The 26134-nt window shown below is 65.0% G+C and carries 23 protein-coding genes and 1 pseudogene; 11 read left to right on the forward strand and 13 right to left on the reverse strand.

Features of this window, described 5'->3' with window-relative positions:
• The first annotated feature begins 20 nt into the window (after positions 1-20).
• Genes ABY44_RS30885 through ABY44_RS30900 form a run of 4 tightly spaced genes read left to right on the forward strand, consistent with a single transcriptional unit; the run spans position 21 to position 4752 of the window.
• Entirely contained in the window at positions 21-875 is an 855-nt protein-coding gene (locus ABY44_RS30885) for a glycosyltransferase family 2 protein (RefSeq protein ID WP_060372249.1), read from the forward strand.
• Positions 872-1834, forward strand: coding sequence for a UDP-glucose 4-epimerase family protein (locus tag ABY44_RS30890; protein WP_059695994.1), 963 nt, complete (start codon positions 872-874; stop codon positions 1832-1834). The genes ABY44_RS30885 and ABY44_RS30890 overlap by 4 nt, the downstream gene beginning before the upstream one ends.
• A gap of 5 nt (positions 1835-1839) precedes the next feature.
• A complete protein-coding gene (locus tag ABY44_RS30895) occupies positions 1840-2856 on the forward strand; it encodes an MraY family glycosyltransferase (protein ID WP_176113580.1) in 1017 nt (338 codons plus the stop codon).
• Between the two features lie 12 nt (positions 2857-2868).
• The gene (locus ABY44_RS30900; RefSeq protein ID WP_027788180.1) at positions 2869-4752 is read left to right on the forward strand and encodes a polysaccharide biosynthesis protein; all 1884 of its coding nucleotides are present in this window, start codon (positions 2869-2871) and stop codon (positions 4750-4752) included.
• Between the two features lie 86 nt (positions 4753-4838).
• On the opposite strand, the gene ABY44_RS30905 is transcribed toward ABY44_RS30900, so the two are convergent.
• Genes ABY44_RS30905 through ABY44_RS30925 form a run of 5 tightly spaced genes read right to left on the reverse strand, consistent with a single transcriptional unit; the run spans position 4839 to position 10276 of the window.
• Positions 4839-5945, reverse strand: coding sequence for an MraY family glycosyltransferase (locus ABY44_RS30905; protein WP_027788179.1), 1107 nt, complete (start codon positions 5943-5945; stop codon positions 4839-4841).
• A gap of 27 nt (positions 5946-5972) precedes the next feature.
• On the reverse strand, positions 5973-6995 hold the full coding sequence (gene galE, locus ABY44_RS30910) for a UDP-glucose 4-epimerase GalE (RefSeq protein WP_027788178.1): 1023 nt from the start codon (positions 6993-6995) through the stop codon (positions 5973-5975).
• Between the two features lie 15 nt (positions 6996-7010).
• A complete protein-coding gene (locus tag ABY44_RS30915; RefSeq protein WP_059695949.1) occupies positions 7011-8147 on the reverse strand; it encodes a glycosyltransferase family 4 protein in 1137 nt (378 codons plus the stop codon).
• Positions 8148-8198: 51 nt separating this feature from the next.
• On the reverse strand, positions 8199-9023 hold the full coding sequence (locus ABY44_RS30920) for a glycosyltransferase (RefSeq protein WP_027788176.1): 825 nt from the start codon (positions 9021-9023) through the stop codon (positions 8199-8201).
• Entirely contained in the window at positions 9020-10276 is a 1257-nt protein-coding gene (locus tag ABY44_RS30925; RefSeq protein WP_060174661.1) for a lipopolysaccharide biosynthesis protein, read from the reverse strand. The genes ABY44_RS30920 and ABY44_RS30925 overlap by 4 nt, the downstream gene beginning before the upstream one ends.
• A gap of 263 nt (positions 10277-10539) precedes the next feature.
• Between ABY44_RS30925 and ABY44_RS30930 the strand changes: the two genes are divergently transcribed.
• From ABY44_RS30930 to ABY44_RS30940, 3 genes are all read left to right on the forward strand, one after another.
• Positions 10540-11934, forward strand: a complete 1395-nt coding sequence (locus ABY44_RS30930; RefSeq protein ID WP_021161706.1) for a phosphomannomutase/phosphoglucomutase — start codon at positions 10540-10542, stop codon at positions 11932-11934.
• A gap of 922 nt (positions 11935-12856) precedes the next feature.
• On the forward strand, positions 12857-13735 hold the full coding sequence (locus ABY44_RS30935; protein WP_431643084.1) for a class I SAM-dependent methyltransferase: 879 nt from the start codon (positions 12857-12859) through the stop codon (positions 13733-13735).
• A 253-nt stretch (positions 13736-13988) separates the two neighbouring features.
• Positions 13989-15035, forward strand: a complete 1047-nt coding sequence (locus tag ABY44_RS30940; RefSeq protein WP_431643086.1) for an acyltransferase family protein — start codon at positions 13989-13991, stop codon at positions 15033-15035.
• Positions 15036-15037: 2 nt separating this feature from the next.
• Here the strand turns inward: ABY44_RS30940 and ABY44_RS30945 are convergent, their stop codons facing one another.
• Entirely contained in the window at positions 15038-15244 is a 207-nt protein-coding gene (locus tag ABY44_RS30945) for a hypothetical protein (protein WP_431643105.1), read from the reverse strand.
• A gap of 168 nt (positions 15245-15412) precedes the next feature.
• On the reverse strand, positions 15413-17062 hold the full coding sequence (locus ABY44_RS30950) for an FAD-dependent oxidoreductase (RefSeq protein ID WP_081084643.1): 1650 nt from the start codon (positions 17060-17062) through the stop codon (positions 15413-15415).
• 251 nt (positions 17063-17313) lie between these two features.
• Here ABY44_RS30950 and ABY44_RS30955 point away from each other — a divergent pair.
• The 4 genes and pseudogenes from ABY44_RS30955 to waaA all read left to right on the forward strand — a co-directional run.
• Positions 17314-18024 (forward strand): annotated as a pseudogene (locus ABY44_RS30955) (DDE-type integrase/transposase/recombinase); the annotation flags it as partial.
• Between the two features lie 151 nt (positions 18025-18175).
• The gene (waaC, locus tag ABY44_RS30960) at positions 18176-19171 is read left to right on the forward strand and encodes a lipopolysaccharide heptosyltransferase I (RefSeq protein WP_021161705.1); all 996 of its coding nucleotides are present in this window, start codon (positions 18176-18178) and stop codon (positions 19169-19171) included.
• Positions 19172-19228: 57 nt separating this feature from the next.
• Positions 19229-20113 carry a Kdo hydroxylase family protein gene (locus ABY44_RS30965; RefSeq protein ID WP_021161704.1) on the forward strand — a complete coding sequence of 295 codons (885 nt, stop codon included), beginning with the start codon at positions 19229-19231 and terminating at the stop codon, positions 20111-20113.
• Positions 20114-20150: 37 nt separating this feature from the next.
• Positions 20151-21509, forward strand: coding sequence for a lipid IV(A) 3-deoxy-D-manno-octulosonic acid transferase (waaA, locus tag ABY44_RS30970; RefSeq protein WP_431643088.1), 1359 nt, complete (start codon positions 20151-20153; stop codon positions 21507-21509).
• Positions 21510-21572: 63 nt separating this feature from the next.
• Here waaA and ureG read toward each other — a convergent pair whose 3' ends face one another.
• The 6 genes from ureG to ABY44_RS31000 are packed head-to-tail and all read right to left on the reverse strand — an operon-like array spanning position 21573 to position 25907.
• Positions 21573-22220: an urease accessory protein UreG gene (gene ureG / locus ABY44_RS30975; protein ID WP_027788168.1), complete on the reverse strand. Its 648-nt coding sequence runs from the start codon at positions 22218-22220 to the stop codon at positions 21573-21575.
• A 14-nt stretch (positions 22221-22234) separates the two neighbouring features.
• Entirely contained in the window at positions 22235-22915 is a 681-nt protein-coding gene (locus tag ABY44_RS30980; protein WP_060174740.1) for an urease accessory protein UreF, read from the reverse strand.
• A complete protein-coding gene (gene ureE / locus ABY44_RS30985; RefSeq protein ID WP_431643089.1) occupies positions 22902-23531 on the reverse strand; it encodes an urease accessory protein UreE in 630 nt (209 codons plus the stop codon). The genes ABY44_RS30980 and ureE overlap by 14 nt, the downstream gene beginning before the upstream one ends.
• A 24-nt stretch (positions 23532-23555) precedes the next feature.
• A complete protein-coding gene (ureC, locus tag ABY44_RS30990; RefSeq protein ID WP_431643092.1) occupies positions 23556-25262 on the reverse strand; it encodes an urease subunit alpha in 1707 nt (568 codons plus the stop codon).
• A gap of 28 nt (positions 25263-25290) precedes the next feature.
• Positions 25291-25596, reverse strand: coding sequence for an urease subunit beta (locus tag ABY44_RS30995; protein WP_021161917.1), 306 nt, complete (start codon positions 25594-25596; stop codon positions 25291-25293).
• Positions 25597-25604: 8 nt separating this feature from the next.
• The gene (locus tag ABY44_RS31000) at positions 25605-25907 is read right to left on the reverse strand and encodes an urease subunit gamma (protein WP_006491064.1); all 303 of its coding nucleotides are present in this window, start codon (positions 25905-25907) and stop codon (positions 25605-25607) included.
• Positions 25908-26134: the final 227 nt, after the last annotated feature.

The following is a 26134-nucleotide window of genomic DNA, read 5'->3' on the forward strand; positions in this document are numbered from 1 at the left end:
AGCGCTTAGCCGAATTCCGGATGAATGTCATAAGCGCCCCACAACGTCAGTCCGATGACGTCGATGGTCTCTCCATTTCCCTGGTCGTATACCGCCCCGATATCGCGCAGCTGCGGCAGACGCTCGACAGCCTCGGCGCAGCGTGCGAGAACCTGCGGGTGGTTTCACCTGAATACCCCGTCGAGCTGTTCCTGGTCGACAACGGCGGACTCTGCGACATTTCGGGGGCGGTCGACCGGCTCAGCACGCAAGGCGTGGCATGCCGAATATTGACGGGGCATGGCAACGTCGGTTACGGGCGTGGCCACAATCTTGCGATCGAGCATTCCAGCGGGTCGTTGCACTTGATCCTGAATCCGGATATCGATCTGGATCCGCAGGCATTGGTGTTGGCCCGTACGTTTTTCAAATCGCACGCCGATACAGGCTTGATCGCTCCCTGGGTCGGGGACGGAGCAGGCGGGTTTCAGTATCTCTGTCGCCGGTTTCCGTCGATCGTCGACCTGCTGGTTCGCGGCTTCTTGCCGACCTGGGCCAGACGGCCGTTCCGGAAGCGACTTGCCCGCTATGAAATGCGCGATACCATCGACGGCATGTCCGTCGTCTGGGATCCCCCAATCATCAGCGGTTGTTTCATGCTGTTTCGAACGAACGTGCTGAAGACGCTAGGGGGCTTTGACCCTCGTTATTTCCTGTATTTCGAGGACTATGACTTGAGCTTGCGCACCCACAATGTCGCGCGTGTCGCCTATGTCCCGTCCATCCGCGTGATTCACCACGGCGGAGGCGCCTCGCGCAAGGGCTTCGCGCACATTCGGATGTTCGCAGTGTCCGCGCTGAAGTTCTATAGCCGGTTCGGCTGGAGGTTGTGGTGAGCCGCATTGTCGTAACCGGTGCGAACGGTTTCGTCGGCCACGCTGTGTGCCGACTTGCGCTGGCGGCGGGGCATACCGTCACGGCGCTGGTGCGCCGGCCGGGTGGGTGTATCGAGGGCGTGCGAGAGTGGGTGCACGACGCACCTGACTTCGAGGGAGTCGCTGGTGCGTGGCCCGATGATTTGCAGGCCGATTGCGTGATCCATCTGGCCGCGCGGGTACACGTGATGCACGACAAATCCTCCGATCCGGACGCCGCCTTCGATGCGACCAACGTAGCGGGCACGTTGCGGGTTGCCGATGCCGCGCGCATGCATGGTGTGCGCCGGTTCGTCTTCGCGAGCAGCATCAAGGTAGTCGGCGAGGGCGACGCGGGCGTACCGCTCGCGGAGGATGCCGTCCCGGACCCGCAGGATGCATACGGGCGCTCGAAGCTGCGTGCCGAGCAGCAACTGGCCCGGCTCGGTGAGGCCGGTCTCGAAGTCGTCGTCGTCCGTCCGCCGCTCGTCTACGGGCCGGGGGTACGCGCCAATTTCCTCCGGATGATGGATGCCGTATTCCGCGGTGCGCCATTGCCATTGGCCGCGATTCCTGCTCGTCGCAGCGTTGTCTATGTCGACAACCTTGCCGATGCCCTGCTGCACTGCGCAATCGATCCGCGTGCGGCGGGCGAGTGCTTCCACGTCGCTGACGACGATGCGCCCTCGGTTGCCGGATTGCTGCGGATGGTCGGTGACGCGCTCGGCAAGCCGGCAAGGCTGTTCCCGGTGCCGGCAGGTGCGTTGCGCGCGCTCGGTCGGCTGACCGGTCGAAGCGCCGTCGTCGATCGCCTGACGGGCAGCCTGCAGCTCGACACGGGGCGCTTGAGGCGGGTACTGAATTGGCATCCGCCCTATACGACGCGGCAGGGCCTCGAGGCGACGGCCGCATGGTATCGTTCGCGCCACTTACAGAAATAGGCAACATGCACTTCACGATTAACACGTGGTTTGCCGCGGTAGCAGTGGCAACGGGCGCGGCCGTCGCCACGACGACGATCCTGCGCGTGCTGCTCGCCACCGGACTGGCGTGGCGACTTGCCACCGACATCCCAAATGAGCGCTCGCTGCATACGCGCCCGACGCCGCGCGTCGGTGGCTGGGGCATCGTGCCGGTCTGCGTTGTCGCATTGCTGTGGCTCGCGCCACAGATGTGGTTCATCGCCGTGGCGGCGGCGGGGCTGGCGGCCTTGTCGCAGCTCGACGATCGGCGCGGGCTACCCGCTCGTGTGCGGTTTGCGGCGCATTTGACCGCGGTCGTGGCGCTGATCGTCATCTACCCGGCCGCCGCCCCATGGTGGCTGCTCGTGGGGATTGGTTTCGCGATGGTCTGGCTGACCAATCTCTACAATTTCATGGACGGAGCGGACGGCCTCGCCGGCGGCATGGCGCTGTTCGGCTTCGGAGCCTACGCCGTTGCGGCACTGTCCGGCGCGCAACCGTCCCCGGATCTCGTCGTCGCGGGCGGGGCGATCGCGGGGGCCGCGTTCGGCTTTTTGCTGCTGAACTTCCATCCGGCGCGACTGTTTCTTGGCGACGCAGGTTCGATCCCTCTCGGATTCATGGCCGGCGCGCTCGGCTATTGGGGCTGGCACGGTGGCATTTGGCCGGTCTGGTTTCCGGCGGCGGTGTTCGCTCCGTTTATTGCCGATGCATCTGTAACGCTTCTGAGACGTTTGTTACGCGGAGAAAAGTTCTGGCAAGCGCACCGGGAGCACTATTATCAGAGGATGGTGCGTTCCGGCATGAGTCACGAGCGTACTGCCGTTTATTGGTACCTCATCATGCTCCTGGGCATCGTCGTCGCTTTCTGGGCGCTCGGTCGTCCTGTCCTGCTGCAATGGTTGGTGTTCCTGGCGTGGTATGGCGTGCTGATGTGTATCGGCGTGGCGATCGACATGCGCTGGCGCCGGCTGCGGACGGTCATTGATAACAATTCGTGAGGTCTCTCGCCGATGTTGCGATCCAAAGCATCATGGCTGTCACTCAGTGCTTTCCTGTTCGATCTGCTGGCGGTTGTCGTCGCGTGGTTGTTCGCCTATCTCGTTCGCTTCAACGGTAGCGTTCCGCCCGATTTCCTGAGGGGCTCGCTGACTGCGCTCGCCTGGGTGCTTCCCGTCTATGCGCTGACGTTCCACCTGTTCGGCCTGTATCGCGGACTGTGGGTGTTCGCGAGCCTGCCGGACCTGGTGCGGATTTCGAAGGCGCTTGCGGGCGGCGGCGTGATTGTGATGATCGGCGCCGTGATGTTCCAGCCGTCGCCGATCATCCCGCGTTCCGTGCTGCTGGTCTCCCCGCTGATGCTGTTCCTGATGATGGGCGGCGCTCGTGCGCTGTATCGCGCGATGAAGGAGTTTTACCTGTACGGCGGCCTCGTCGGGCAGGGCAAGCCGGTGCTCGTGATCGGCGCGGGCACGGCAGGCGCGAACCTGGCGCGCGAATTGTCGCGCTCGGGCGAATGGCGTCTCGTCGGCCTGCTGGATGACGACAAGACGAAGCAGGGCCGCGAAATCTATGGCTACAAGGTGCTCGGCTCGCTCGACGACGTCGCGCACTGGACCGAGGCACTGAAGATCGAATACGCGATCGTGGCGATTCCGTCCGCGTCGGTCGAGGTGCAGCGCCGGACGGCGACCCTCTGCGTGCGCGCCGGCTTGAAAGTGATGGTGCTGCCGTCGCTGACCGCACTGATGCCGGGGCAGGGCTTCCTGTCCCAGATCCGCGAGATCGACCTCGAGGATCTGCTCGGCCGCGACGCCGTGACGATCGACACGCCGCACGTCGAGGCGCTGCTTCGCGGTCGTGTCGTGATGGTGACGGGCGCTGGCGGCTCGATCGGTTCCGAGCTGTGCCGGCAGATCCTGCGTTTCGCGCCGGCGCAACTCGTCGCGTTCGACCTGTCCGAGTACGCGATGTACCGCTTGACCGAGGAACTGCGCGAGCGCTTCCCCGATCAGCCGGTCGTGCCGATCATCGGCGACGCGAAGGATTCCCTGCTGCTCGATCAGGTGATGTCCCGCCACGTACCGCATATCGTGTTCCATGCGGCGGCCTACAAGCACGTGCCGCTGATGGAGGAGCACAACGCATGGCAGGCGCTGCGCAACAACGTGCTCGGCACGTATCGCGTGGCCCGTGCGGCGATCCGCCACGACGTCCGTCACTTCGTGCTGATCTCGACCGACAAGGCGGTCAATCCGACCAACGTGATGGGCGCGAGCAAGCGCCTCGCGGAAATGGCCTGCCAGGCGTTGCAGCAGACGAGCGGGCGCACCCAGTTCGAAACCGTGCGTTTCGGCAACGTGCTGGGCAGCGCGGGCAGCGTGATTCCGAAGTTCCAGCAGCAGATCGCGAAGGGCGGCCCGGTGACGGTCACGCATCCGGAGATCACACGCTTCTTCATGACGATCCCCGAGGCGTCGCAACTCGTGCTGCAGGCGTCGAGCATGGGGCACGGCGGAGAGATCTTCATTCTCGACATGGGCGAGCCGGTGAAGATCGTCGATCTCGCATGCGACCTGATCCGCCTGTACGGTTTCTCGGAAGATCAGATCCAGATCGAGTTCACCGGGCTGCGGCCCGGCGAGAAGCTCTACGAGGAGCTGCTCGCGGACGACGAGGCGACGACGCGCACTCCGCATCCGAAGCTGCGGATCGCGCGTGCGCGGGAAGTACCGGACAATTTCCTCGATGAGCTGCTGCCGTGGCTGATGCAGCATCGTGTCCTGCCCGATGACGAAGTGCGGCGAGACCTGCGGCGCTGGGTGCCGGAATACCAAACGGCCGTTACCCCGACGCTGCAGAGCGTGCCGTCGGTGCGCGTCGTATCGAACGGGTAACTTGGCCGGGCGGCGGTTCGAACCGCATGGCAATGACGAAAAAAACGCCCCGTGGGGCGTTTTTTTGATGAAGCCGGCAGGCCGTTTCAGTGGCTGCGCCGCTCCTTCCTCACCACCATCCACCGCGGCACGCGGAACCGCACGATGCTGAGATACAGCCACACGTAGGTCAGCGCGAACAGCAAGACGAACACGAACAGGTGCACCGTGTGCCGCCAGAACAGCGTCGCGGGTATCACCGCGACGAGACACAGCAGCCACAGGTACGGCGACGTCAGCGAATTGCGGCGCGTGAGGTCGTGCGCGTGTTTCGTGCCGACGGCCCAGCGCATCAGCCGCTTGTACACGAGCATGTGCAGGTGCACGCCGTCCGGAATCCCCGGCGACATCCCGCGAATGAATTTCTTCCGGTAGATCGAGAAGCAGGTCTCGAAGATCGGGTACATGAACAGCAGCACCGGGTACCAGGCCGACACTTCGCGGTTGCGCATCACGAGCATGATCGCGAGTTCCGCGAGCATGAAGCCGATGAAATACGCGCCGCCGTCGCCGAGGAAGATCAGCCCGGCCGGGAAATTCCACAGGAAGAAGCCGAGCACGGCACCCATCATGATGATCGACGCGGACATGACGACCGGGTCGCGGACCTGGAACGCCACGTAAGCGAGCGATGCGAACATCATGAAGCTGACCATCGACGCGAGCCCGTTGAAGCCGTCGATGATGTTGACCGCGTTCGCGAGCGCCGCGACCGCGAGCACGGTGATGAACGCCGAAATGGCCGCGTAGTGGAGCAGGAAGTCGAGCGGCGGCACGCTGATGCGCGTGACCGCGATACCCATCAGCCAGAACGCGAGCGCGGCCGCGCCCATCGTGCAGAGCAGCCGCGCGCGCGGCGACACGCGTTTGGTCAGGTCCTCGACGAGGCCGGACAGAAACGCCGGCAGCCCGCAGGCCGCGATGCCGAGAATACTGCCCGCGATCGTCGGATAGTGCCGGGACAGAATCAGCGCGGCCACGACGACCCCGGCGAGGATCCCGATGCCCCCCACGCGCGGCACGGGCCGCACGTGGAATTTCTGCACGCCGGCCAGGTCGCTGTCGACCGAGAATTTCTCGTGAAGGTGCGCGTAGCGCACGATGAACAGCGTGACGAGCAGGGAGACGATGAAGCCGGACGCGAAGCTGAGCATGGGATCGCTCGAAAAATGGACAGCGGATTATACAAAACCGCGCGGGTTCCCCTCCTGCCATCGCCAGTGGTCGACACACATTTCCTCGATGCCGAGCGTCGCGCGCCAGCCGATGATGTCGGCCGCGGCCTGCGGGTTCGCGTAGCACTCGGCGATGTCGCCCGGGCGGCGCGCGACGAGTTCGTACGGCACCGGGCGGCCCGATGCCTTCTCGAACGCGCGCACGACTTCCAGCACGCTGTAGCCCTGGCCCGTGCCGAGGTTCACGACGAAGCTCGCGTCGCGTTTCGCGAGCGCGTCGAGCGCGGCGATATGCCCCTTCGCGAGATCGACGACGTGGATGTAGTCGCGCACGCCCGTGCCGTCCGGCGTCGGGTAGTCGGAGCCGAACACGCGCAGTTTTTCCAGCTTGCCGACGGCAACCTGCGCGACATACGGCATCAGGTTGTTCGGGATGCCGGCCGGATCCTCGCCGATCAGCCCGCTCGCATGCGCGCCGACCGGGTTGAAGTAGCGCAGCGTCGCGATGCGCCACGTCGGGTCCGACACCTCGAGATCGCGCAGGATCTGCTCGGCGATCAGCTTCGACTGGCCGTAAGGATTCGTCGCGGACAGCGGGAACGACTCGTCGATCGGCGAGCGCTCGGGCACGCCGTACACGGTCGCGGACGAGCTGAACACGAACTGCTTCACGTTGCGCTCGCGCATTACCTTGAGCACGGCGAGCAGGCCGCCGAGGTTGTTCTGGTAGTACTCGAGCGGCTTCTCGACCGATTCGCCGACGGCCTTGAGCGCCGCGAAATGAATCGTGCCGGTGATCGGATGCGCGTCGAACACCTTGGCGAGCGCGGCTTCGTCGCACACGTCGACCTGATGGAACGCGGGCGTCTTGCCGGTGATCCGCTCGATGCGGCGCACGGATTCGGCCTTGCTGTTGACGAGGTTGTCGACGATCACGACATCGTAGCCGTTGTCGAGCAACTCGACGGCCGTGTGCGAGCCGATGTAGCCCGCACCGCCGGTAACGAGGATGGTGCCTTTAGCGGTCATTGCAGATGCGCTCCTTCAGAGGGTGATGCCGGTTAGCGAATGGATGGTTCGCCGGTAGCGTTCGACGACCTGCTGTTCGTCGAATTCCGCCACGACCTTCTGCCGGCCGCGCGCGCCCATCGCGTCGCGTCCGGCCGTTCCGAGTTCGATCATGCGGAGCAGCTGCTCCGCGAGGCTCGCGCTGTCGCGTGCGCGGCACAGGAAGCCCGTGTCGCCGTCGGCGACGACGTCGCGGCAGCCCGGCACGTCGGTCGCGACGATCGGGCGCCCCATCGCCGATGCTTCCATCAGCGTGCGCGGCACGCCTTCGCGGTACGACGGCAGCACGACGCAGTCGGCCGCCGCGATATGGGGGCGCACGTCGTGCGCTTCGCCGAGATACTCGACGACGCCTTCGCCGACCCACGCATCGACATCCGCGCGGCCGATCGCGCTCGGATTGTCGACGCCGAGCGGCCCGAGCAGCTGGAAGCGCGCGTTCGGGAAGCGCTCGCGCACGACACGCGCGGCCTCCACGTATTCGCGCACGCCCTTGTCCCACAGCAGGCGGCCGATCAGGATGAAGACGGGGGCGCTGCCGGCCGGCAGCGGCACCGGCGCGAACTGTTCGAGATCGACGCCTTCGCCGTGCAGCAGCCGCGCGCGATCGGGATGCGCGAGCAACTGCTCGTCGGTGAAGGTGGCGAGATCGTCGCGGTTCAGGAACCACACTTCACGCGGGAAGCGGAACGCGAACCGGTACAGGCGCTTCGCGACGCTCGCCGCGCGGCTCTTCTGGATGAAGACGTAACCGAGCCCGGTCGTCACCGCGATCGACGGCACGCGCGCGAGCCACGCGGCGACCGAGCCGTAGATGTTCGGCTTGATCGTGTAGTGAAACACGAGATCGGGCTGCAGCGCGCGGTAATGACGGAACAGTGCGGCAAGCGTGCCGAGATCCTCGCGCGGGCTCGTGCCTTTCGACGCGACCGCGAGCGCCACGTAGCGGCAGCCCATCTGCTCGAGCAGGGGCACCGTGCGGTCGTGCGGTGCGATCACGATGACGTCGGCGCCGCGCGCGACGAGCGCGCGGATCAGCCCGTGGCGATACGTGTAGATCGCCCAGGCCGTGTTGCAGACGAGCGCGATGCGCAGCGGGGAGGTGGCGGACATGAAAAAAAGAAAAAATAAAGCGTCGAAATGGCCGAAAACGCCGGCTGCGCGTCAGGCGGACGGCCGAGCGGCGAACAGCGTCTGCTTGATCCGCTGCAACGTACGGTACGGCGTCACGAAATGCAGCAGGTTCTTGGCGAGGCCGGCCCAGTCGTACGGGTTCAGCGCGTTGAAGTGGCTCAACAGCAGCGTGAGCGTCGACACCAGCTGGCGCCGGCGCTTGGTCGCACTGATCCCGCCCTCGTTCAGTTCGTAATAGAGGCCGAGTTCCGGCAGGTTCGCGCAATCGTAGCGTTGCATTAACCGCAAAAAAAGATCGAGATCCTCGGCCGCACGGTATTTCGCACGATAGTTCCCCACTTCGCGCACGGCGTCGATGCGCAGCATGACCGACGGATGCACGAGCGGCGAGCGCAGAAAGCGCGTGCGGCGCAGCGTGCGCGGATCGGCGGGCGGCGTCAGCATGAAGCGCGGTTCGCCGGCGCGCGACACGACCTGCGTCCACATGCCGACACAGGCCACGCGCGGGTGGGCGCCGAGATACGCGCGCTCCTTCGCGAGGCGCTGTGGCGCAGCGAGATCGCCCGCGTCGATGCGCGCCGCGAAGCGGAAGCCGCGCGCGGCGAGCGCGTCGATGCCGGCCGCGAGCGCGCGCTCGATGCCGCCGTTCTCCGGCATGCGCAGCACGTCGATCGTGAGGCCGGGCAGGTCGGGCGCGACGATCGGCGGCGTGCTGCCGTCATCGACGACCAGCACGTGCACGGGCGTGTCCTCGCGAAACGATGCGAGGGTCCGAACGACGTCGTCGTGCCCGTTGTAGGCCGGCATCAGCACGGCCACGTCGTCGAGCGGGGTCGGGCAATCAGGGGACGTCATGGTCGCAGCTTGAAACGGATGTAATAAAAGTTGACGGCGGCGGCGGCCAGATAGCCGGCCGCCAGCCCGACGAGCGCGCCGTACAGGCCGAGCCGCGGGATCGCGAACAGGTTGACGAGCGCGGCGATCGCGAGCGCGAGCAGCCATTTCGACAGCAACACGAATTTTGCTTGATATTTGAGAACGATAAGATTGCCTATCGCCTCGATGCCGGCCGGCACCGACAGCCAGACCGCCCAACGGAAGATGTCGACCGACGCCTCGTAGCCGCGGCCGAACACCTTGCCGACGATCAGCGGGGCGGCGGCGTCGAGCACGAGCGCGCCGGCCGTCATCAGGCAGGCCGTCATCGCGATCAGCCGGACGATGTTGCGGCGCAGCCGCGCGACGTCCTGCACGCGATAGACGAAGGCGGGCGCGATCGTCTGCGCGAGCATCAGCGCGAGCGTGATCCAGTTCTCGTTGAGCTGCTGCGCGGCCGAGTAGCGGCCGAGATCGGCGAACGACACGTGACGCTCGAGCATCAGGCGGTCGAGCTTCAGGAACAGGTACATGCAGATGAGGCCGAGCCAGAACACGGTGCCGGCCGTCGCAAAGTGCCTGCACAGCGGCTTGTCGAACGTCCAGCCGAGCGAGCCGCCGTTACGATGCCGGTAGTACAGCATCAGCGCGAAACCGATGGCGGCGGCCTCGAGCGCCCACAGCCATGCGAAGCGGGCAGGGCCCGCGGCCGCACGGACGAGCAGCCAGACGAGCAGCGCCTTCGCCAGCGCGGTGACCATGCTGGTGACGAGCTGCGGCTTGCTGTAGGTCATGCTCTGCAGCCACGCGTTGATGACGCCGACGAACGGCTCGCGGAACACCATCGTGACCGCCAGGCCCGCGAGCATCGCGCCGACCAGCGGATCGAAGGCGCCCGCGGCGATCGCGATCCAGGTCGCGACGAGCGCGGCGGCGGAGACGGCGATGCGCAGCGCGAATGCGCTGCCGAGTACCGCGCCGAGCTGGGCGGGCGGGCGCTGGACGATGGTCGGGACGAGGATTTCCGCGCCGCACACCCAGGTGAGCGGCGCCAGTACCAGGAGGAGCGTATTCGCATACTGCCATTTGCCGAACACATCCGGCCCGAAATAACGGGCCAGCAGGCCGCTGATCGCGATCGCGACGCCGATCTGCGTGAGCCGTTCGAGCCCCAGCCAGACGAGATTCGCGACGGCCTTCGCGACGTCCGGGTTGCCGAAGCGCTTCAGCATGCGCTGTGGCGGCGTGCGCGCAAGGGGGCCGGCTGGGCGCCCGAAGGCTGCAGGTCGGCGGCGGCGGGACGGCTAGGCATTAAAATGGGCGGCATGCGCGTCATCAAAACCCGCGATTATAAGTGGGATCGGGGTGGCTTCCGCCGTTCTGCGCCAGCGGGTGCGCTCCTCGCCGGGCGGGCATGTATCATGCGCGGCACCGGCGAGCGGCGGCCAGGCAAGCCAGACAATTTTCCATGCACGCAACTGAGAGAAGTGAATCGATGATCTCCCAATCCATCTTCAAGGCATATGACATCCGTGGCGTGGTCGGCAAGACGCTCGACACCGACACGGCGCGCGGGATCGGCCGGGCATTCGGCAGCGAAGTGCGCGCGCAGGGCGGCGATGCGGTCGTCGTCGCGCGCGACGGCCGCCTGTCCGGGCCGGAGCTCGTCGGCGCGCTTGCCGACGGCCTGCGTGCGGCGGGCGTCGACGTCGTCGACGTCGGCATGGTGCCCACGCCGGTCGGCTATTTCGCGGCGAACGTGCCGCTCGCGCTGAAGGACGGCGAGCGCCGCGTCGATTCGTGCATCGTCGTCACGGGCAGCCACAACCCGCCCGACTACAACGGCTTCAAGATGGTGCTGCGCGGCGCCGCGATCTACGGCGAGCAGATCCAGGCGCTGTACCGCCGCATCGTCGACGAGCGCTTCGAAACGGGCAGCGGCTCGTACGAACAGTTCGACGTGGCCGACCAATACATCGCGCGCATCGTCGGCGACATCAAGCCGGCCCGTCCGATGAAGCTCGTCGTCGACGCCGGCAACGGCGTGGCCGGCCCGCTCGCGACGCGCCTGTTCAAGGCGCTCGGCTGCGAGCTCGTCGAGCGCTTCACCGACATCGACGGCACGTTCCCGAACCACCACCCCGATCCCGCCCACCCGGAAAACCTGCAGGACGTGATCCAGGCGCTCAAGGACACCGACGCCGAGATCGGCTTCGCGTTCGACGGCGACGGCGATCGCCTGGGCGTCGTCACGAAGGACGGCCAGATCATCTATCCGGACCGCCAGCTGATGCTGTTCGCGGAAGAAGTGCTGTCGCGCAACCCGGGCGCGCAGATCATCTATGACGTGAAGTGCACGCGCCACCTCGCGCAATGGGTGAAAGCGAAGGGCGGCGAGCCGCTGATGTGGAAGACGGGTCACTCGCTCGTGAAGGCGAAGCTGCGCGAGACGGGTGCGCCGCTCGCCGGTGAAATGAGCGGCCACGTGTTCTTCAAGGATCGCTGGTACGGCTTCGACGACGGCCTCTACACGGGCGCACGCCTGCTCGAGATCCTCGCGAAGACGGCCGACCCGAGCGCGCTGCTCAACAGCCTGCCGGACGCGATGAGCACGCCCGAACTGCAGCTCTGGCTCGACGAAGGCGAGAACTTCCGCCTGATCGACAAGCTGCAGAAGGAGGCGAAGTTCGACGGCGCCGAAGAAGTCGTGACGATCGACGGCCTGCGTGTCGAGTACCCGGACGGCTTCGGCCTCGCGCGTTCGTCGAACACGACGCCGGTCGTCGTGATGCGTTTCGAGGCCGAGACGCAGGAAGGGCTCGAGCGCATCCAGGAAGACTTCCGCCGCGTGCTGACGGCCGCGAAGCCGGACGTCAAGCTGCCGTTCTGAGTGCCGGTGGCGGCGCGGCCGCCACTGGTGCTAAACGCCCTCAGGGCTGGGTCCGAAAAGCGGCGCACGCGCATCGCGTGAGGCCGCTTTTCGCACTGTGTGCGGCTAGACTGCAATTCCAGTCGCAACGGGGCGGGTTTGTCCTTGTGCCGCAAGCATTCGATGTGATTTTGAGGTCCCGGTTTCTGTCTACGGCCAGGCCTGCCTGATCAGATCGAGTGCGTTTGTTTGGGCGTGGTGGCAATGTCGAAGGTCGGCGCCCGGTCCGGGGGGCGACAGATGTGGCGCACGCTGCCGCCCAGCTCAGCCATCAGCGTGGAGAAGCGGTGGACGGGCGTTGTGGTTGACCATCTTGTCTTGCAGCTTGCCGCGAACGCTGCGCCGGTGTCACCGGGTTGCATGCGGCCTTGGCTGCTTGCTCGGTGTCGGCGAACGTCAGCTCACGCCGGAGCGTGTTACGAACCTTGCTTCAGATGGTGCGTGACCGGCGAGAACAGCTGCGTGTGTGCGATGAATGCAAAGCTCAACCCAGTGCAATGATCCCGGACAGCTTCGCGTTTCGTGTTGCTGCCCAGACATTGGGTAGTCGAGTGCAGCTTCGCCTGTCGGATGCACACCCAAATCATCGACTTCATTTATATAGGTTCATATCGGATCCAGAATCCAAGCGGGCTAGATAGCGCGCAAATACGGGAAAATCTGCGTATTCGACGAGCCTAAAGGCTCCCGGGCTGGCGTTCATGGCTATTCCGAATATCTGACTCATCCGGTCGATGTGGAATATGCCGATAAGGCGGCTAACGCAGAGACGGGTTTGCGCCCTGTCATCACTCCGTTGGTTGGTGCAATTCGGAAATAGCGGAGGATGCTATACAATGTCCTGACCGAACATTCCCACCAGCTGTCAACAGAGCATTGACATATGGAAACCATTGCCGCAGGAATGAGGTTTGATTCGCCATATATAAATCAGGAGACAATCACCGAAGCGACGAGGCGCGTCGACGAGGAGGGCCGACGTCTTGGCGTCGGCGGCGGAGGTCTTCATTTCGATACGAGGCGTTTCGCGCTGACGGTCGAATACATGAAAGCGTTCGAGCTTCACCGAGGGTATTGTGTCGAAATCGGTAGCCTCGAATACTTGAGCTCCAAAGTGATATGGTCGTTCTTTCCAGGCTCAACCGTCCGCGGGACCAAAAGCGATCTGCGATATGATCCGCTTCCTTTTGCCGATAATTCAGTCGACAACGTAATCTGTACCGAAGTCATCGAGCATATTTCGGACATTTCTTATCGGCAGGCTACGACGCTGAACGGAATATTCTTTTTCCTCGATGAGGTCTACAGGGTTCTTCGAGTTGGGGGGCGTGCGCTGATCTCAACTCCGAATGCGACCAGCCTATGGGCAATTCAGCGGGCGATGATGCAACAAGCGCCATTGATGTATGACTGGCACTTCCGTGAATTCACGAAACACGAAATGCATCAGATCGTTGAATATGCCGGATTTGAGGTCGTTGAACATAACGCCGAGTTTGTATGGCATTTGTGGGATTTCAGTCCGGTTGAAGAGTTCATGAGGAACTCAAACTACGAATTGTCCGACCGGGGGGATGATCAGTTCATGATCATCGAGAAGCCGGCCCAGCGAATCCGGAGGCCGCACAATCTCAACCTGCCGTCCGAGAAAATCTGGAAAGAGGGTGGCCTACGGCTGGTCAAGAATCAAATTCGACGGAAGTTATATAACCTCGACCTTAGGCTAAAGCTTGCAGCGAGGCGATTCACTGGGCGTAATTAATTTACGAAACCAAATGTCCGGCGGGGAGAAAATCGGCGTAAGCATCCCGCCGCTCGCCAGTGTCTGATCGGGCCCCTTGATACGGCCACGTCTCGAGATCCAGCACGCAACCGAACGAGACGGTATGCCGAAACGGTTCTGCGGCCGATTGTGATCAGCGCACTACGAGCGAACCAGGGGCGATTCGCGATGTGAGAAAATTGGCGCAACCCGCAACATGCGATTGCGCCCCTTCCCGATTCGACCCGTCAACATGCTCGGAGCACTCCGCACTTTTCTAGCGCTGATCGTCATGGCCGCCCATCTTGGGCGATGGACTGATCTCACGGCAACCTATGCTGTGTCGACGTTCTTCGTGATCAGTGGCTATCTGATGACCGCAACGCTCCATCGCAATTATGGGTTCGGGTCATCGGGATTCTTTCGATTCTTCCTGAACCGCTTCCTGAGGCTCTATCCGATGTACTGGATTGCAGCTGGCATGTCGGTCTTGCTGATTGCCCTTGAGCCCACGCTTGCGGAGGCATATCACCGAAATTTTCTGCTGCCCGATTCGCTGCGATCGTGGGCTTGCTTGGCCATGAACTGGTACTGGCGCCCGGATTTCCCCCTGCCCGGCAAGCCGAGCGTATCGCACGTCGTGCCGCCGGCATGGGCGCTAGCCGTTGAATTTGCCATGTACGTGGTGCTCGCATTGGGTGCTGCGCGCAACATCAAAACCGGCGTGCTGTGCCTGCTTGTCGGCGTGTTGTTCCATGTTGCGATGGCTCATGACGTGAACGAGCGGATATATGCGATACCTGCGGCTGCACTTCCGTACGGCATCGGAATATGCCTCTATTTCGCAGTCAAGGCATGTCGGGCTTCCGTCACTACGTATGCCTCGGTTACCGCTACGCTCCTGTACGCAGGATTTATATGCGCGCTGCATTTCCTCCCGCTCGATGCTGCAGGAATCCCTTACTACCTGAATCTGGCGGGATTCGCGGTGGCATTCTTCTTCATCGCATCCGCGACGGAAGGGCGCTATTTCAGATGGATCGATCGAAATATCGGAGGCCTGTCTTATCCGATCTATCTCATCCACTATCAGGCTGCCTTCGCCATCCAGCTCCTTCTTTCTACGAAGGCAGCTGGCTGGACGTTGTTCTGGTTCACGCTCCCCTTGGCCGTGGCTTTATCGGCGGCGCTCGAATACTTGAACAGGCAGATAGTTGACCCTTGCAGGAATGTGGTTCGCGCAAAAGGTGGCATCGTGTCTGGCGGCGCACCGAGCATGAGCCAATCAGGCACCAGATGAATTTAATGTGTCTGGCGGAAACTGGGCAGCGTAAGACGTCCATCGTGGATCAGCTGGCGCAGGATCATCCGCAGGTTGTGCGTGGCGCCGCACGGCACTGCGTGGATCGCGTCACCCAGCGCGCCCTTGAGCCGGTTCCGATCGAGTTTGCCGTCGATGGCAACGTCCTTGTCGTCGCCTTGTAAAGAGTTGCAGGTTTTACGCGCCAAATTGCCCGTTCACTGCAACTCCCGTATTGTCTCGACCTTGCAGCCTTGCTGTATATGCCTTCAAGGATTGTTCAGGGTCGACTACTTTCTCGGTTGAGTCGGTGAAGGCGACCAAGAATTCCATCGGGATCCTCAGAAAGTACAAGCAGCCATGCTGTCCCGTCGGCGTCATCTGTTCGCCAACACCGCACCTTCGCTCACCAGTGTCGCGGACAGCTTTGCATAGTCGATGTTTTGAACACTGCTTCGCGAATCTATGGCGAGCGCTGCGGCGGCTCCGGCCGCCTGACCGGTAATCATGAATGTCGGCTCGACGCGTATCGATGAATACGCGACGTGCGACGCGGACAGTGCAACCGGCACGAGCAAATTCCGGATCTCGCTGTACTTGGGGACGATCGATCGATACGAGATCGGGTACGGACGCGGCAGCGGCTGCCAAATGGCGCCTTCGGTACCGACCTGTCCGTCTACCGCAATGCGATTGACCGTATGCTGATCGATTGGGAATGCACCAAGACCGATGGGATCCGGGATCCTGGTTTCCGTGTACAGATCGTGCTGTGTCATCACATAGCTACCGACCATCCGGCGACTTTCCCGTACGTAAAGGCGCCATGGGAACCCACCGTTATCCTGGAACTCGTCCTTGCAGAATCCCCACGAGCGAACGTCATCGCGTACGTTTGGCGGAATGCGGGGATCCGTCGCGAGAAACGTCAGGAGCGCCAGCGTATAACGCTTGTGCTCCGCCTCGATTTGGCGACGACCGTTCGCATTCGCATTGGCATACTCCGCGCTTCCCTCGATCTCGTCCGTAGAGAGCAGGCCGAGGCTATTGACGTCGAACTTGTTGTTGGGAATCGGAACGTTCGCGATGTAGTTGAACGTCTTGACGATTTCCGGGTGAGCCAGGGCGACGCGCCCCAGCAGTTCGAATTCCTTGGGATCGTAGTTGGCCGGTTTGACGACGGGAATCTGGTTTCCCTTATCCGCAGTGAGGCAAAGCCGATAGCCATATGCCTGCACGGCCGAGTCTGCCGTGCCCGGTGCGCCGAGATTGTTGGGCGCCACATGCGGAAGCAATCCGCTGTTCGGTTGACCTGGCACAACGTAGGGATCCACACGCGCGCCGTCCTTGATGGAAATGGGGCCGACGCCGGCGAGGGGTTCGCCATATTGTGATTTCGCTTCGCGCCCGAGCGTATGGTCGACGCCGGCCTTCTCGAGCAAATCGCCTTCGTAGCTCGCATCGATGAACATCTTCGCCGCGTAACTATGTCCGTTGCTCGTCTGGACGACCTTGATCTCGTGATTATTGGTTTGAACGCTCGCCAGTTCGGCACCGTATTCGACGGAAACGGACGGGGCGTCGGCAAGCATCTGCAGCAGAATGCTCTCGGCGACATGCGGCTCGTGAAATATGCCGCCCATCGTCCAGGTCTTCCCGTAGCGCGTGTTTACCGCGTCGACGAAACGATGCGCGAAACCGCCCATTGCCCATAGACGATCCTGGGGATAGGCGTCTGTCACGCCGATCCCGCTCGTCGTCATGCCACCGACGTGTTTCGTCGGTTCCAGAATGACGACCCGCTTTTTCAGTTTCGCGGCTTCCAGTGCCGCGGATATACCGCCCGGCGTCGCACCGTAGACGAGGACATCCGCAGGGTCGGATCCTGGCGCGGGCACCGGCATGGCGACGGGCGGAGCGGGCGTCCCTTGTGGTTCCTCGTCGGTACCGTGGCCGCACGCCGCGAGAATGAGCACCGAACCGACCAGCAGCAATCTGCTTGCAACATTATCGAATACTACGAACATGTGACCGCGAGTGTTAGAGAAACAGGGTTAGATGAATCGAGCGACGAGGAACCAGGCTCGGCGAGCGCCTTTAATATTACGACGTATTAAAAACGTTACGATGTATTACGAAAGGTTCGCGGAGTTTATCACTTGCGGATGACACAAAACTATCGACTGGAACCCTGCGGATCCTTGCCGCGCGAGGAGCGGCGAAACGGGGCAGGAGATGGTGAGGGTCAGATCAAGATGCTGGCAAACCGGGGGCGGGGGCGACGAAGGCCGGCAAGCTGAAAGATGTCGTCGACCGACACCGGAAGCCACTGACAGAAACGGAGGCCGAGCTGGCACAGGCCAGGCGTTGGCTGGTCGAGGTCAGAACGGAGCGCGCTCTCCTCAAAAGGTTCGCGACGTACTTCGCGAAGGCGTCGAGGTGAGGTGCGGATTGAACAAATGCGACGAGACTACCCCGTGCCGCCAATGTGCCGAGTGCTGGGCGTACCGATGAGCGGCCACCATGTAGGAACCTCGCCAAGGAAGCGGAGGTGCTCACGGTCCACCGGCGAATCCGGGAAAGTTTCAGGCCGGAGCGCCTGCGGCGACATCTGGAGGAGCGTGGCGTGCGAATCGGCTTGCACCGGGTCAGGAGGCGGTGCAGAAAATCGGGATAGCGATGCAAGCAGAAGCGCCGGATCAAGGCCACGACGAATTCGAAGCACGACCTGCCTGTCGAGTCGAATCCGCTGAACCAGGATGTCTCGGTGACGATGCCCAATCACGTCTGGTGTGGTGACGTCACCTCTATCGCGATCGATAAGGGTTGGTTGTGTCCTGCCGGCCAGAGGTACCTGCACCGCGGTGAAATCGTCGGTTACGCGATGAGCGAACGGATGACGAAACATCTGGTCACGCAGGCCTTGTTTCGCGCTGTCGCGATTCGCAGGCCACCAGCAGGTCTGATTCGCCACACCGAGCGCGCGTCGTAACACTGTGCGTTGGGCTATCAACTGCTCGTGAACCGGTTGACTGCTACTAATTCAGTCCGACCTCAGTTTTTCGCCTGATCGGCCCCCCGGGCGCGATAAAATCGCGTCTTTATGCCTGTCGCCGGCTGCCAGCCGGCGTTTTTTCAGCGTGCAAAAGATCCTGATCGTGCGCGTGTCGTCGCTGGGCGACGTCGTGCACAACATGCCGGTGATCGCCGATATCCGGCGCCGCCATCCCGATGCGCAGATCGACTGGCTCGTCGAGGAAAGCTTCGTCGATCTCGTGAAGCTCGTCGACGGCGTGCGCAACGTGCTGCCGTTTTCGTTGCGGCGCTGGCGCAAGAAGCCGTTCTCGGGCGCCACGTGGCGCGAGATCCGCGCGTTCCGCCAGCGCCTCGCGGCCGAGCAGTACGACCTCGTGATCGATTGCCAGGGTCTCATCAAGACGGCCTGGGTCGCGAGCTGGGCGCGCGGCCCGCTCGTCGGGCTCGGCAACCGTACCGACGGCGCCGGCTACGAGTGGCCCGTGCGTTTCTTCTACCGCAAGCGGGTGCCGATCGCGCCGCGCACGCACGTCGTCGAGCGCTCGCGGCAACTCGTCGCGGCCGCGCTGGGCGACCCGGCGCCGACGCCGGCCGATCCGGTCGACTTCGGCCTCGATACGCGCGCGGCGGCGCTCGCGGTGGCCGCGCTCGGCCTGAACCTGCCGGTGCCGTACGTGGTGTTCGTCCACGCGACGTCGCGTGCCGACAAGCAGTGGCCGGACGCCGCGTGGATCGAGCTCGGCCAGGCGCTCGTGCGGCGCGGCGCATCGCTCGTGCTGCCGTGGGGCAACGACGCGGAGCGCGCGACCAGCGAGCGGCTCGCGAAGGAATTCGGCGCGGCGGCGATCGTGCCGCCGAAGCTGTCGCTGCCGGCCGTGGTCGGCCTGATCGACGGCGCGGCCGCCACCGTCGGGGTTGACACAGGTCTGGTTCACATCGCGGCGGCGCTGAAGCGTCCGACGGTCGAACTGTACAATTTCGCGACGGCCTGGCGGACCGGCGGCTACTGGTCGCCGAACGTCGTCAATCTCGGCACGGCGGGGCAACCCCCGTCGATCGCGCAGGTGAAGTCGGCGCTCGCGGGCTTCGGTCTCCTGTAACGCCCGCGCCATACGCACGAACCCGCACGCACCCGCGCGAACCCAAGCGAACCGATCATGAGCGAATCCCAGATCATCGAAGTCCCGTCCGCCGACTGGAGCGGACACAACCTGTCGGCGCCGCGCGAGCAGCTGCTGGCCGCCGTCGAGGAAGGCAAGGTGCTGTATTTCCCGCACCTGCGCTTCGCGATCGAAGGCGGCGAGGAAGCGCTGCTCGATCCGGCGCTCGCCGACCCGAAACGCAAGAACATCAGCCTCGCGCCGAACGGCGGCGCGCTCGCCGGCGTGCTCGGCGACAGCGTCACGCAGTCGGCGGTGCGCGCGCTCGTCGCGCGTTTCCAGCAGCAGGCCGGCACGCTCGTCGACGGCCTGTTTCCCGAATACCGCGGCAAGCTGCGCGTCGCGCCGACGAGCCTGCGGCTGATGCAGGTCGAGACGCGCCAGACATCCTGGCGCAAGGACGACAGCCGGCTGCACGTCGACGCGTTCCCGTCGCGGCCCAACTACGGCGAGCGCATCCTGCGTGTGTTCACGAACGTGAACCCGGCCGGCGTGCCGCGCGTGTGGCGCGTCGGCGAGCCGTTCGAGGACGTCGCGAAACGCTTCCTGCCGCGCATCAAGCCGCAGCTGCCGGGTGCCGCGTGGCTGCTGAACCTGCTGCACGTGACGAAGTCGCCGCGCAGCGCGTACGACCACCTGATGCTGAACCTGCACGACAGCATGAAGGCCGATCTCGACTACCAGAAGACCAGCCCGCAGGAGACGATGCCGTTTCCGCCGGGTTGCGTGTGGATATGTTTCTCGGATCAGACTTCGCACGCTGTGATGTCCGGCCAGTTCATGCTCGAACAGACGTTCTTCCTGCCGGTCGACGCGATGGTTCGCCGCGAATGCGCGCCGCTCGGCATTCTCGAACGCCTGAAGGGCAGGGCGCTGGTTTGAGCGCGCCTCTTCTCCGAAGCAACACGAGGGCCGCCGCATGCTGCGGGTGATCTATCGCGCGCTGTGGTGGCTCGTCGCGCCGGCCGCGGTCATCCGGCTCTACGTGCGCTCGCGCAAGGAGCGCGGCTATCGCGAGCACATCGCCGAACGTTTCGGCCACGTGGCGGGCCGCTCGCGCGACGACCGCGCGCCGCTGATCTGGGTGCATGCGGTGTCGGTCGGCGAGACGCGCGCCGCGCAGCCGCTGATCGACGCGCTGATGCGCGCGCGTCCCGATGCGCGCATCCTGCTCACGCACATGACGCCGAGCGGCCGCGCGACCGGCGAACAGATCTTCGGCGATCGCGTGCTGCGCTGTTACTTGCCGTACGACATGCCCGGCGCGGTGCGGCGCTTCCTGCGTGCGTGGCGGCCGACGCTCGGCCTCGTGATGGAAACCGAGGTGTGGCCCACGCTGATCGACGAGTGCCGCCGCGCGGACGTGCCGCTGGTGCTGACCAATGCGCGGATGTCCGCGCGTTCGTTCCGGCGCGCGGCGAAGTTCGGCGCGGCGACGCGCGACGTGTTCGGCGGCTTCTCGCGCGTGCTCGCGCAGAGCCCGGCCGATGCGGAGCGGCTGACGTCGCTCGGCGCGCGCAACGTGACGGTGCTCGGCAACCTGAAGTTCGACATGACGACGCCGCCGGAACTGGCGGCGCGCGGCCATGCGTGGCGCGACGCGATCGGCGCGCGGCCGGTGTGGGTCGCCGCGAGTACGCGCGAGAACGAGGAGGTGCTGGTGCTGCAGGCGTTCGCCGCGATGCGTACGCCCGGCGCGCTGCTGGTGCTCGTGCCGCGTCATCCGCAACGTTTCGCCGAGGTCGAGGCGCTCGTCGGGCGCAACGGGCTCAAGTGCGTGCGACGCTCCGCATGGGCGGCCGACGCGGCGGCACTCGCAGCCGGCCGTCCGGCCGCCGAGCCGCTGCCGGACGACGTGACGGTGCTGCTCGGCGATTCGATGGGCGAGCTCGGCGCGTATTACGCGGCCGCCGACATCGCGTTCATCGGCGGCAGCCTGCTGCCGCTCGGCGGACAGAACCTGATCGAAGCGTGCGCGGTCGGCGTGCCGGTACTGATCGGGAAGCACGTATTCAACTTCACGCAGGCGACCGCCGACGCGGTCGCGGCCGGCGCGGCACTGCAGGTCGAGGATCCGCTCGATCTCGCACACGTGCTCGACGCGCTGTTTGCCGACAACGCGCGGCGCATCGCGATGGGTGCGGCCGGCGCGGCGTTCGCAGCGCGTCACCGCGGCGCGACCGCGCGCACGGTCGACGTGCTCGCGGCACTGCTGCCGCCCGCCGAAGCCGGCGCGCATGCGCCGCCGGGCGTGCAGGACGCTGCCGACGACGCATAGACGGCGGGCGGCGCGATGCCGCCCCGGCACGCGTGGCGGCGTCGCAGGGCGCCGCCACGCCGCTCACACCGTCAGCAAACCCTTCTTCTCGATGAACGCGATCACGTCCGCGACACCTTCGAGCGCTTTCAGGTTCGTCATCACGTAGGGCCGCTCGCCGCGCATCTTCTTCGTGTCGGACGCCATCACGTCGAGGTTCGCGCCGACCAGCGGCGCGAGGTCCGTCTTGTTGATCACGAGCAGGTCGGACTTCGTGATGCCGGGGCCGCCCTTGCGCGGAATCTTTTCGCCGCCCGCGACGTCGATCACGTAGATCGTCAGGTCCGACAGCTCGGGGCTGAAGGTCGCCGCGAGATTGTCGCCGCCCGATTCGATGAACACGATGTCGGCGTCGGGAAAGCGCGACAGCATCCGGTCGACGGCCTCGAGGTTGATCGACGCATCCTCGCGGATCGCCGTGTGCGGGCAGCCGCCCGTCTCGACGCCCATGATGCGCTCCTCGGGCAGCGCGCCGGCAACCGTCAGCAGCCGCTGGTCTTCCTTCGTATAGATGTCGTTGGTGATCGCGACGAGGTCGTAGCGCTCGCGCATCGCCTTGCACAGCATTTCGAGCAGCGTGGTCTTGCCGGAGCCGACGGGGCCGCCGATGCCGACGCGCAGCGGCGGCAGTTTCTTCGTGCGGCGGGCGGGGGACGGAGCGGGTGCGTTCATGGCGTGTGTCGTGTTCAGGAGCGGAACAACCGCGAATACTGGGTTTCGTGCCGTGCGGACAGGATGCCGAGCTGCGGCGCGAACGTGTTGACGGCGTCGGGCGGCGTCGCGAGCGCGCGGCGTACGGCCGCGTCGATCGCGCCGCGCAGCGCGACGATGATGCGTTGCCCGGCGAGCTGGCCGAGCGGCACGGCCTTCAGCGCGGCGGACGTCTGGTTCTCGACCCAGCCGAATGCGTACGCGGCGAGCACGGCGTCGGCGCTCGCGTCGTGCGCGGCGGCCGCGTAGGCGAATGCGGTCGGCAGCGCGATCGGCGACATCGCCGCGAGCGTCGCGCGGCGCGCGGCATCGCCCCATTCGAGCGACGCGCACAGTTGCGCGAGCGACCAGCCCATCTGTTCGGTCTCGCGGCGCAGTTCCGCCGATTCGCGGCTCGCGACGAACCATGCATTTTCGGCGACGAGCGTGTGCGTGTCGTGCGCGTGCCAGCGTGCGAGCTGGTGCGCGAGGAACGGCAGCTCGCCATGCGCGAGCACGTCGGTCAGGCCGCTGGCGATCCAGTCGCGCGCGGAATCGGCGTCGTGGATCAGGTTCGCGTCGAGCGCGGCTTCGAGGCCCTGCGAATAGCTGTACGCGCCGATCGGCAGCGCCGGCGACGCGAGATGCAGCAGCGCGACGAGTTCAGTGGTGGTCATGGCCGTGGCCGTGCGTGCATCCGGGACCATGCTGATGATCGTGATCGTGATCGTGATCGTGATCGTGATCGTGATCGTGATCGTGCGAGTGCGAATGGCCGTGATGCTCGCCGAACACCTGCTGCGCAAGCGCGTAATCCTCGGCGAACGTCGCATCGTGCCCGTGCTTGTGTCCGCCGCCGTACGCGCCGGCTTCCGGCTGGAACGGCGCTTGCGTTTCCTCGACCTGCGTGCCGAGCCGGCGCAGCATGTCCGCGAGCACCGGGTCGGCCTCGAGCTTCAGGTAGCCGTCGCCGATCTCGACCGGCGTATGACGGTTGCCGAGGTGATACGCGGCACGCATCAGCGTGAGCGGATCGGCCGCGCGCACGCGCAGCACGGTTTCGGGCGCCGCGGCGACGCGCACGAGCGCGCCGTCGTCGGCGACGAGCACGTCGCCGTCGCGCAGGATCGTGCCGCGCGGCAGCAGCACGGCGACGTCTTCGCCGGTGTCGAGCGTCGCCGCGAGGCGGCTCTTGCAGCGGGCGTCATAGGCGAGCGTGAGCGTCGGCGCGCGCGCGACGAGCGACGCGGCGAGTTTCACGTTCGGGGCAATACGTTTGTCGAGGGTGCGCATGAAACAGGAACCGGAAACCGGCAATCAGAACAGGAAATAACGCTGCGCCATCGGCAGCACCGTGGCCGGCTCGCAGGTGAGCAGCTGGCCGTCGGCGATCACGTCGTAGGTTTCGGGATCGACGCTGATCGACGGGCGCCATGCGTTGTGGATCATGTCGGCCTTCGTCACGTTGCGGCAGTTGCGCACGGGCACGATCCGCTTCGCGAGGCCGTAGCGTTCCGCGATACCGGCATCGGCCGCCATCTGCGACACGAAGGTCAGCGACGTGCGCGCGAGCGCACCGCCGCGCGTCGCGAACATCTCGCGATAGTGGACCGGCTGCGGCGTCGGGATCGACGCGTTCGGGTCGCCCATCTGCGCCATGGCGATCATCCCGCCCTTCAGGATCATCGTCGGCTTGATCCCGAAGAACGCCGGCTCCCACAGCACGAGGTCGGCCCACTTGCCGGGTTCGATCGAACCGACTTCGTGCGCGATGCCGTGCGTGAGCGCCGGGTTGATCGTGTACTTCGCGACGTAGCGCTTCGCGCGGAAGTTGTCGTTGCGTGCGCCGTCTTCCGGCAGCGCGCCGCGCTGCACCTTCATCTTGTGCGCGGTCTGCCAGGTGCGGATGATCACTTCGCCGACGCGGCCCATCGCCTGCGAGTCGGACGACAGCATCGACAGCGCGCCGAGATCGTGCAGGATGTCCTCGGCCGCGATCGTCTCACGGCGGATCCGCGATTCGGCGAACGCGAGATCCTCGGCGATCGACGGATCGAGGTGATGGCACACCATCAGCATGTCGAGATGCTCGTCGAGCGTGTTGATCGTGTACGGGCGCGTCGGATTGGTCGACGACGGCAGCACGTTCGCCTCGCCGCACACCTTCAGGATGTCGGGCGCATGGCCGCCGCCCGCGCCTTCGGTGTGGTACGTGTGGATCGTGCGGCCCTTGAACGCGGCGACCGTCGATTCGACGAAGCCGCCTTCGTTCAGCGTGTCGGTGTGGATCGCGACCTGCGTGTCGGTGTCGTCGGCGACCGACAGGCAGTTGTCGATCGCGGCGGGTGTCGTGCCCCAGTCCTCGTGCAGCTTCAGCCCGATCGCGCCGGCCGCGATCTGCTCGACGAGCGGCTGCGGCAGGCTCGCGTTGCCCTTGCCGAGGAAGCCGAGGTTGATCGGCCAGCCGTCGGCGGCCTGCAGCATCCGCTCCATGTGCCACGGGCCCGGCGTGCAGGTCGTCGCATTGGTGCCGGTGGCGGGGCCGGTGCCGCCGCCGAGCATCGTCGTCACGCCCGACGCGAGCGCCTCGTCGATCTGCTGCGGGCTGATGAAGTGGATGTGCGTGTCGATGCCGCCGGCCGTCACGATCAGCCCTTCGCCGGCGATCACCTCGGTGGCCGCGCCGATCGCGATCGTCACGCCCGGCTGAATGTCGGGGTTGCCGGCCTTGCCGATCGCGGCGATGCGGCCGTGCTTGATCGCGATGTCGGCCTTCACGATGCCCCAGTGATCGAGGATCACCGCGTTCGTGATGATCGTGTCGGGCACGTCGGCGGCCACGCGCTGCGACTGGCCCATGCCGTCGCGGATCACCTTCCCGCCGCCGAATTTCACTTCCTCGCCGTAGGTCGTGTAATCGCGTTCGATCTCGATCAGCAGTTCGGTATCGGCCAGCCGGACGCGGTCGCCCGTCGTCGGCCCGAACATTTCCGCGTACGCGCGGCGGCTCAAGCGTAATGTCATGTGCTGTTCCTGAAGAGCGGGGCGCGGCTTACAGCGGCCCCATCACCTTGCCCTGAAAACCGTAGACGGCACGATCGCCCGCGAGTGCGACCAGCTCGACGGTGCGCGTCTGGCCCGGCTCGAAGCGCACGGCGGTGCCGGCCGCGATGTTCAGGCGGAAGCCGCGCGCGGCCGCGCGATCGAACGACAGCGCGTCGTTGACTTCGAAGAAGTGGTAGTGCGAGCCGACCTGCACCGGGCGGTCGCCGGTGTTCGCGACGACGAGCGCGAGCGTCGCGCGGCCTGCGTTCAGTTCGTGTTCGCCGTCGTCGGTGAGGATTTCGCCGGGGATCATGCGGGGCCTCACGGAATCGGGTGATGGACGGTCACGAGCTTCGTGCCGTCGGGGAAGGTCGCCTCGACCTGGATGTCGGGAATCATCTCCGGCACGCCGTCCATCACGTCGTCGCGCGTGAGCAGCGTCGTGCCGTAATGCATCACCTCGGCGACCGTCCTGCCGTCGCGCGCGGCTTCCATCAGCGCGGCGGTGATGAAGGCGACTGCCTCCGGATAGTTGAGCTTCAGGCCGCGTGCGCGACGGCGCTCGGCCAGCAGCGCCGCCGTGAAGATCAGCAGCTTGTCCTTCTCTCGGGGAGTCAGTTTCATGAAGGCAAACGTTCAGTAAAACGTAATTTTTATCGGTGCGTGGGCGACGGGGCGAACGCGCGGGTCATCGTAGCACCGCGTCGTTTTGCGTGCGTCGTGTATCGGTTATGTAAGCAGCAAGGCGCGTGCCATGTGCATGGAACGCGGCGCGATGCGCGCTTCTGGTGCGCGATGCATGGGCAACGTGCAGCGCGGGCCGCGGCGCTGCATCGAAACGGTGCGTGGTG

The organism is Burkholderia sp. ZZQ-2 (assembly GCF_050768715.1).
Classification (GTDB): Bacteria; Pseudomonadota; Gammaproteobacteria; order Burkholderiales; family Burkholderiaceae; genus Burkholderia; species Burkholderia cepacia.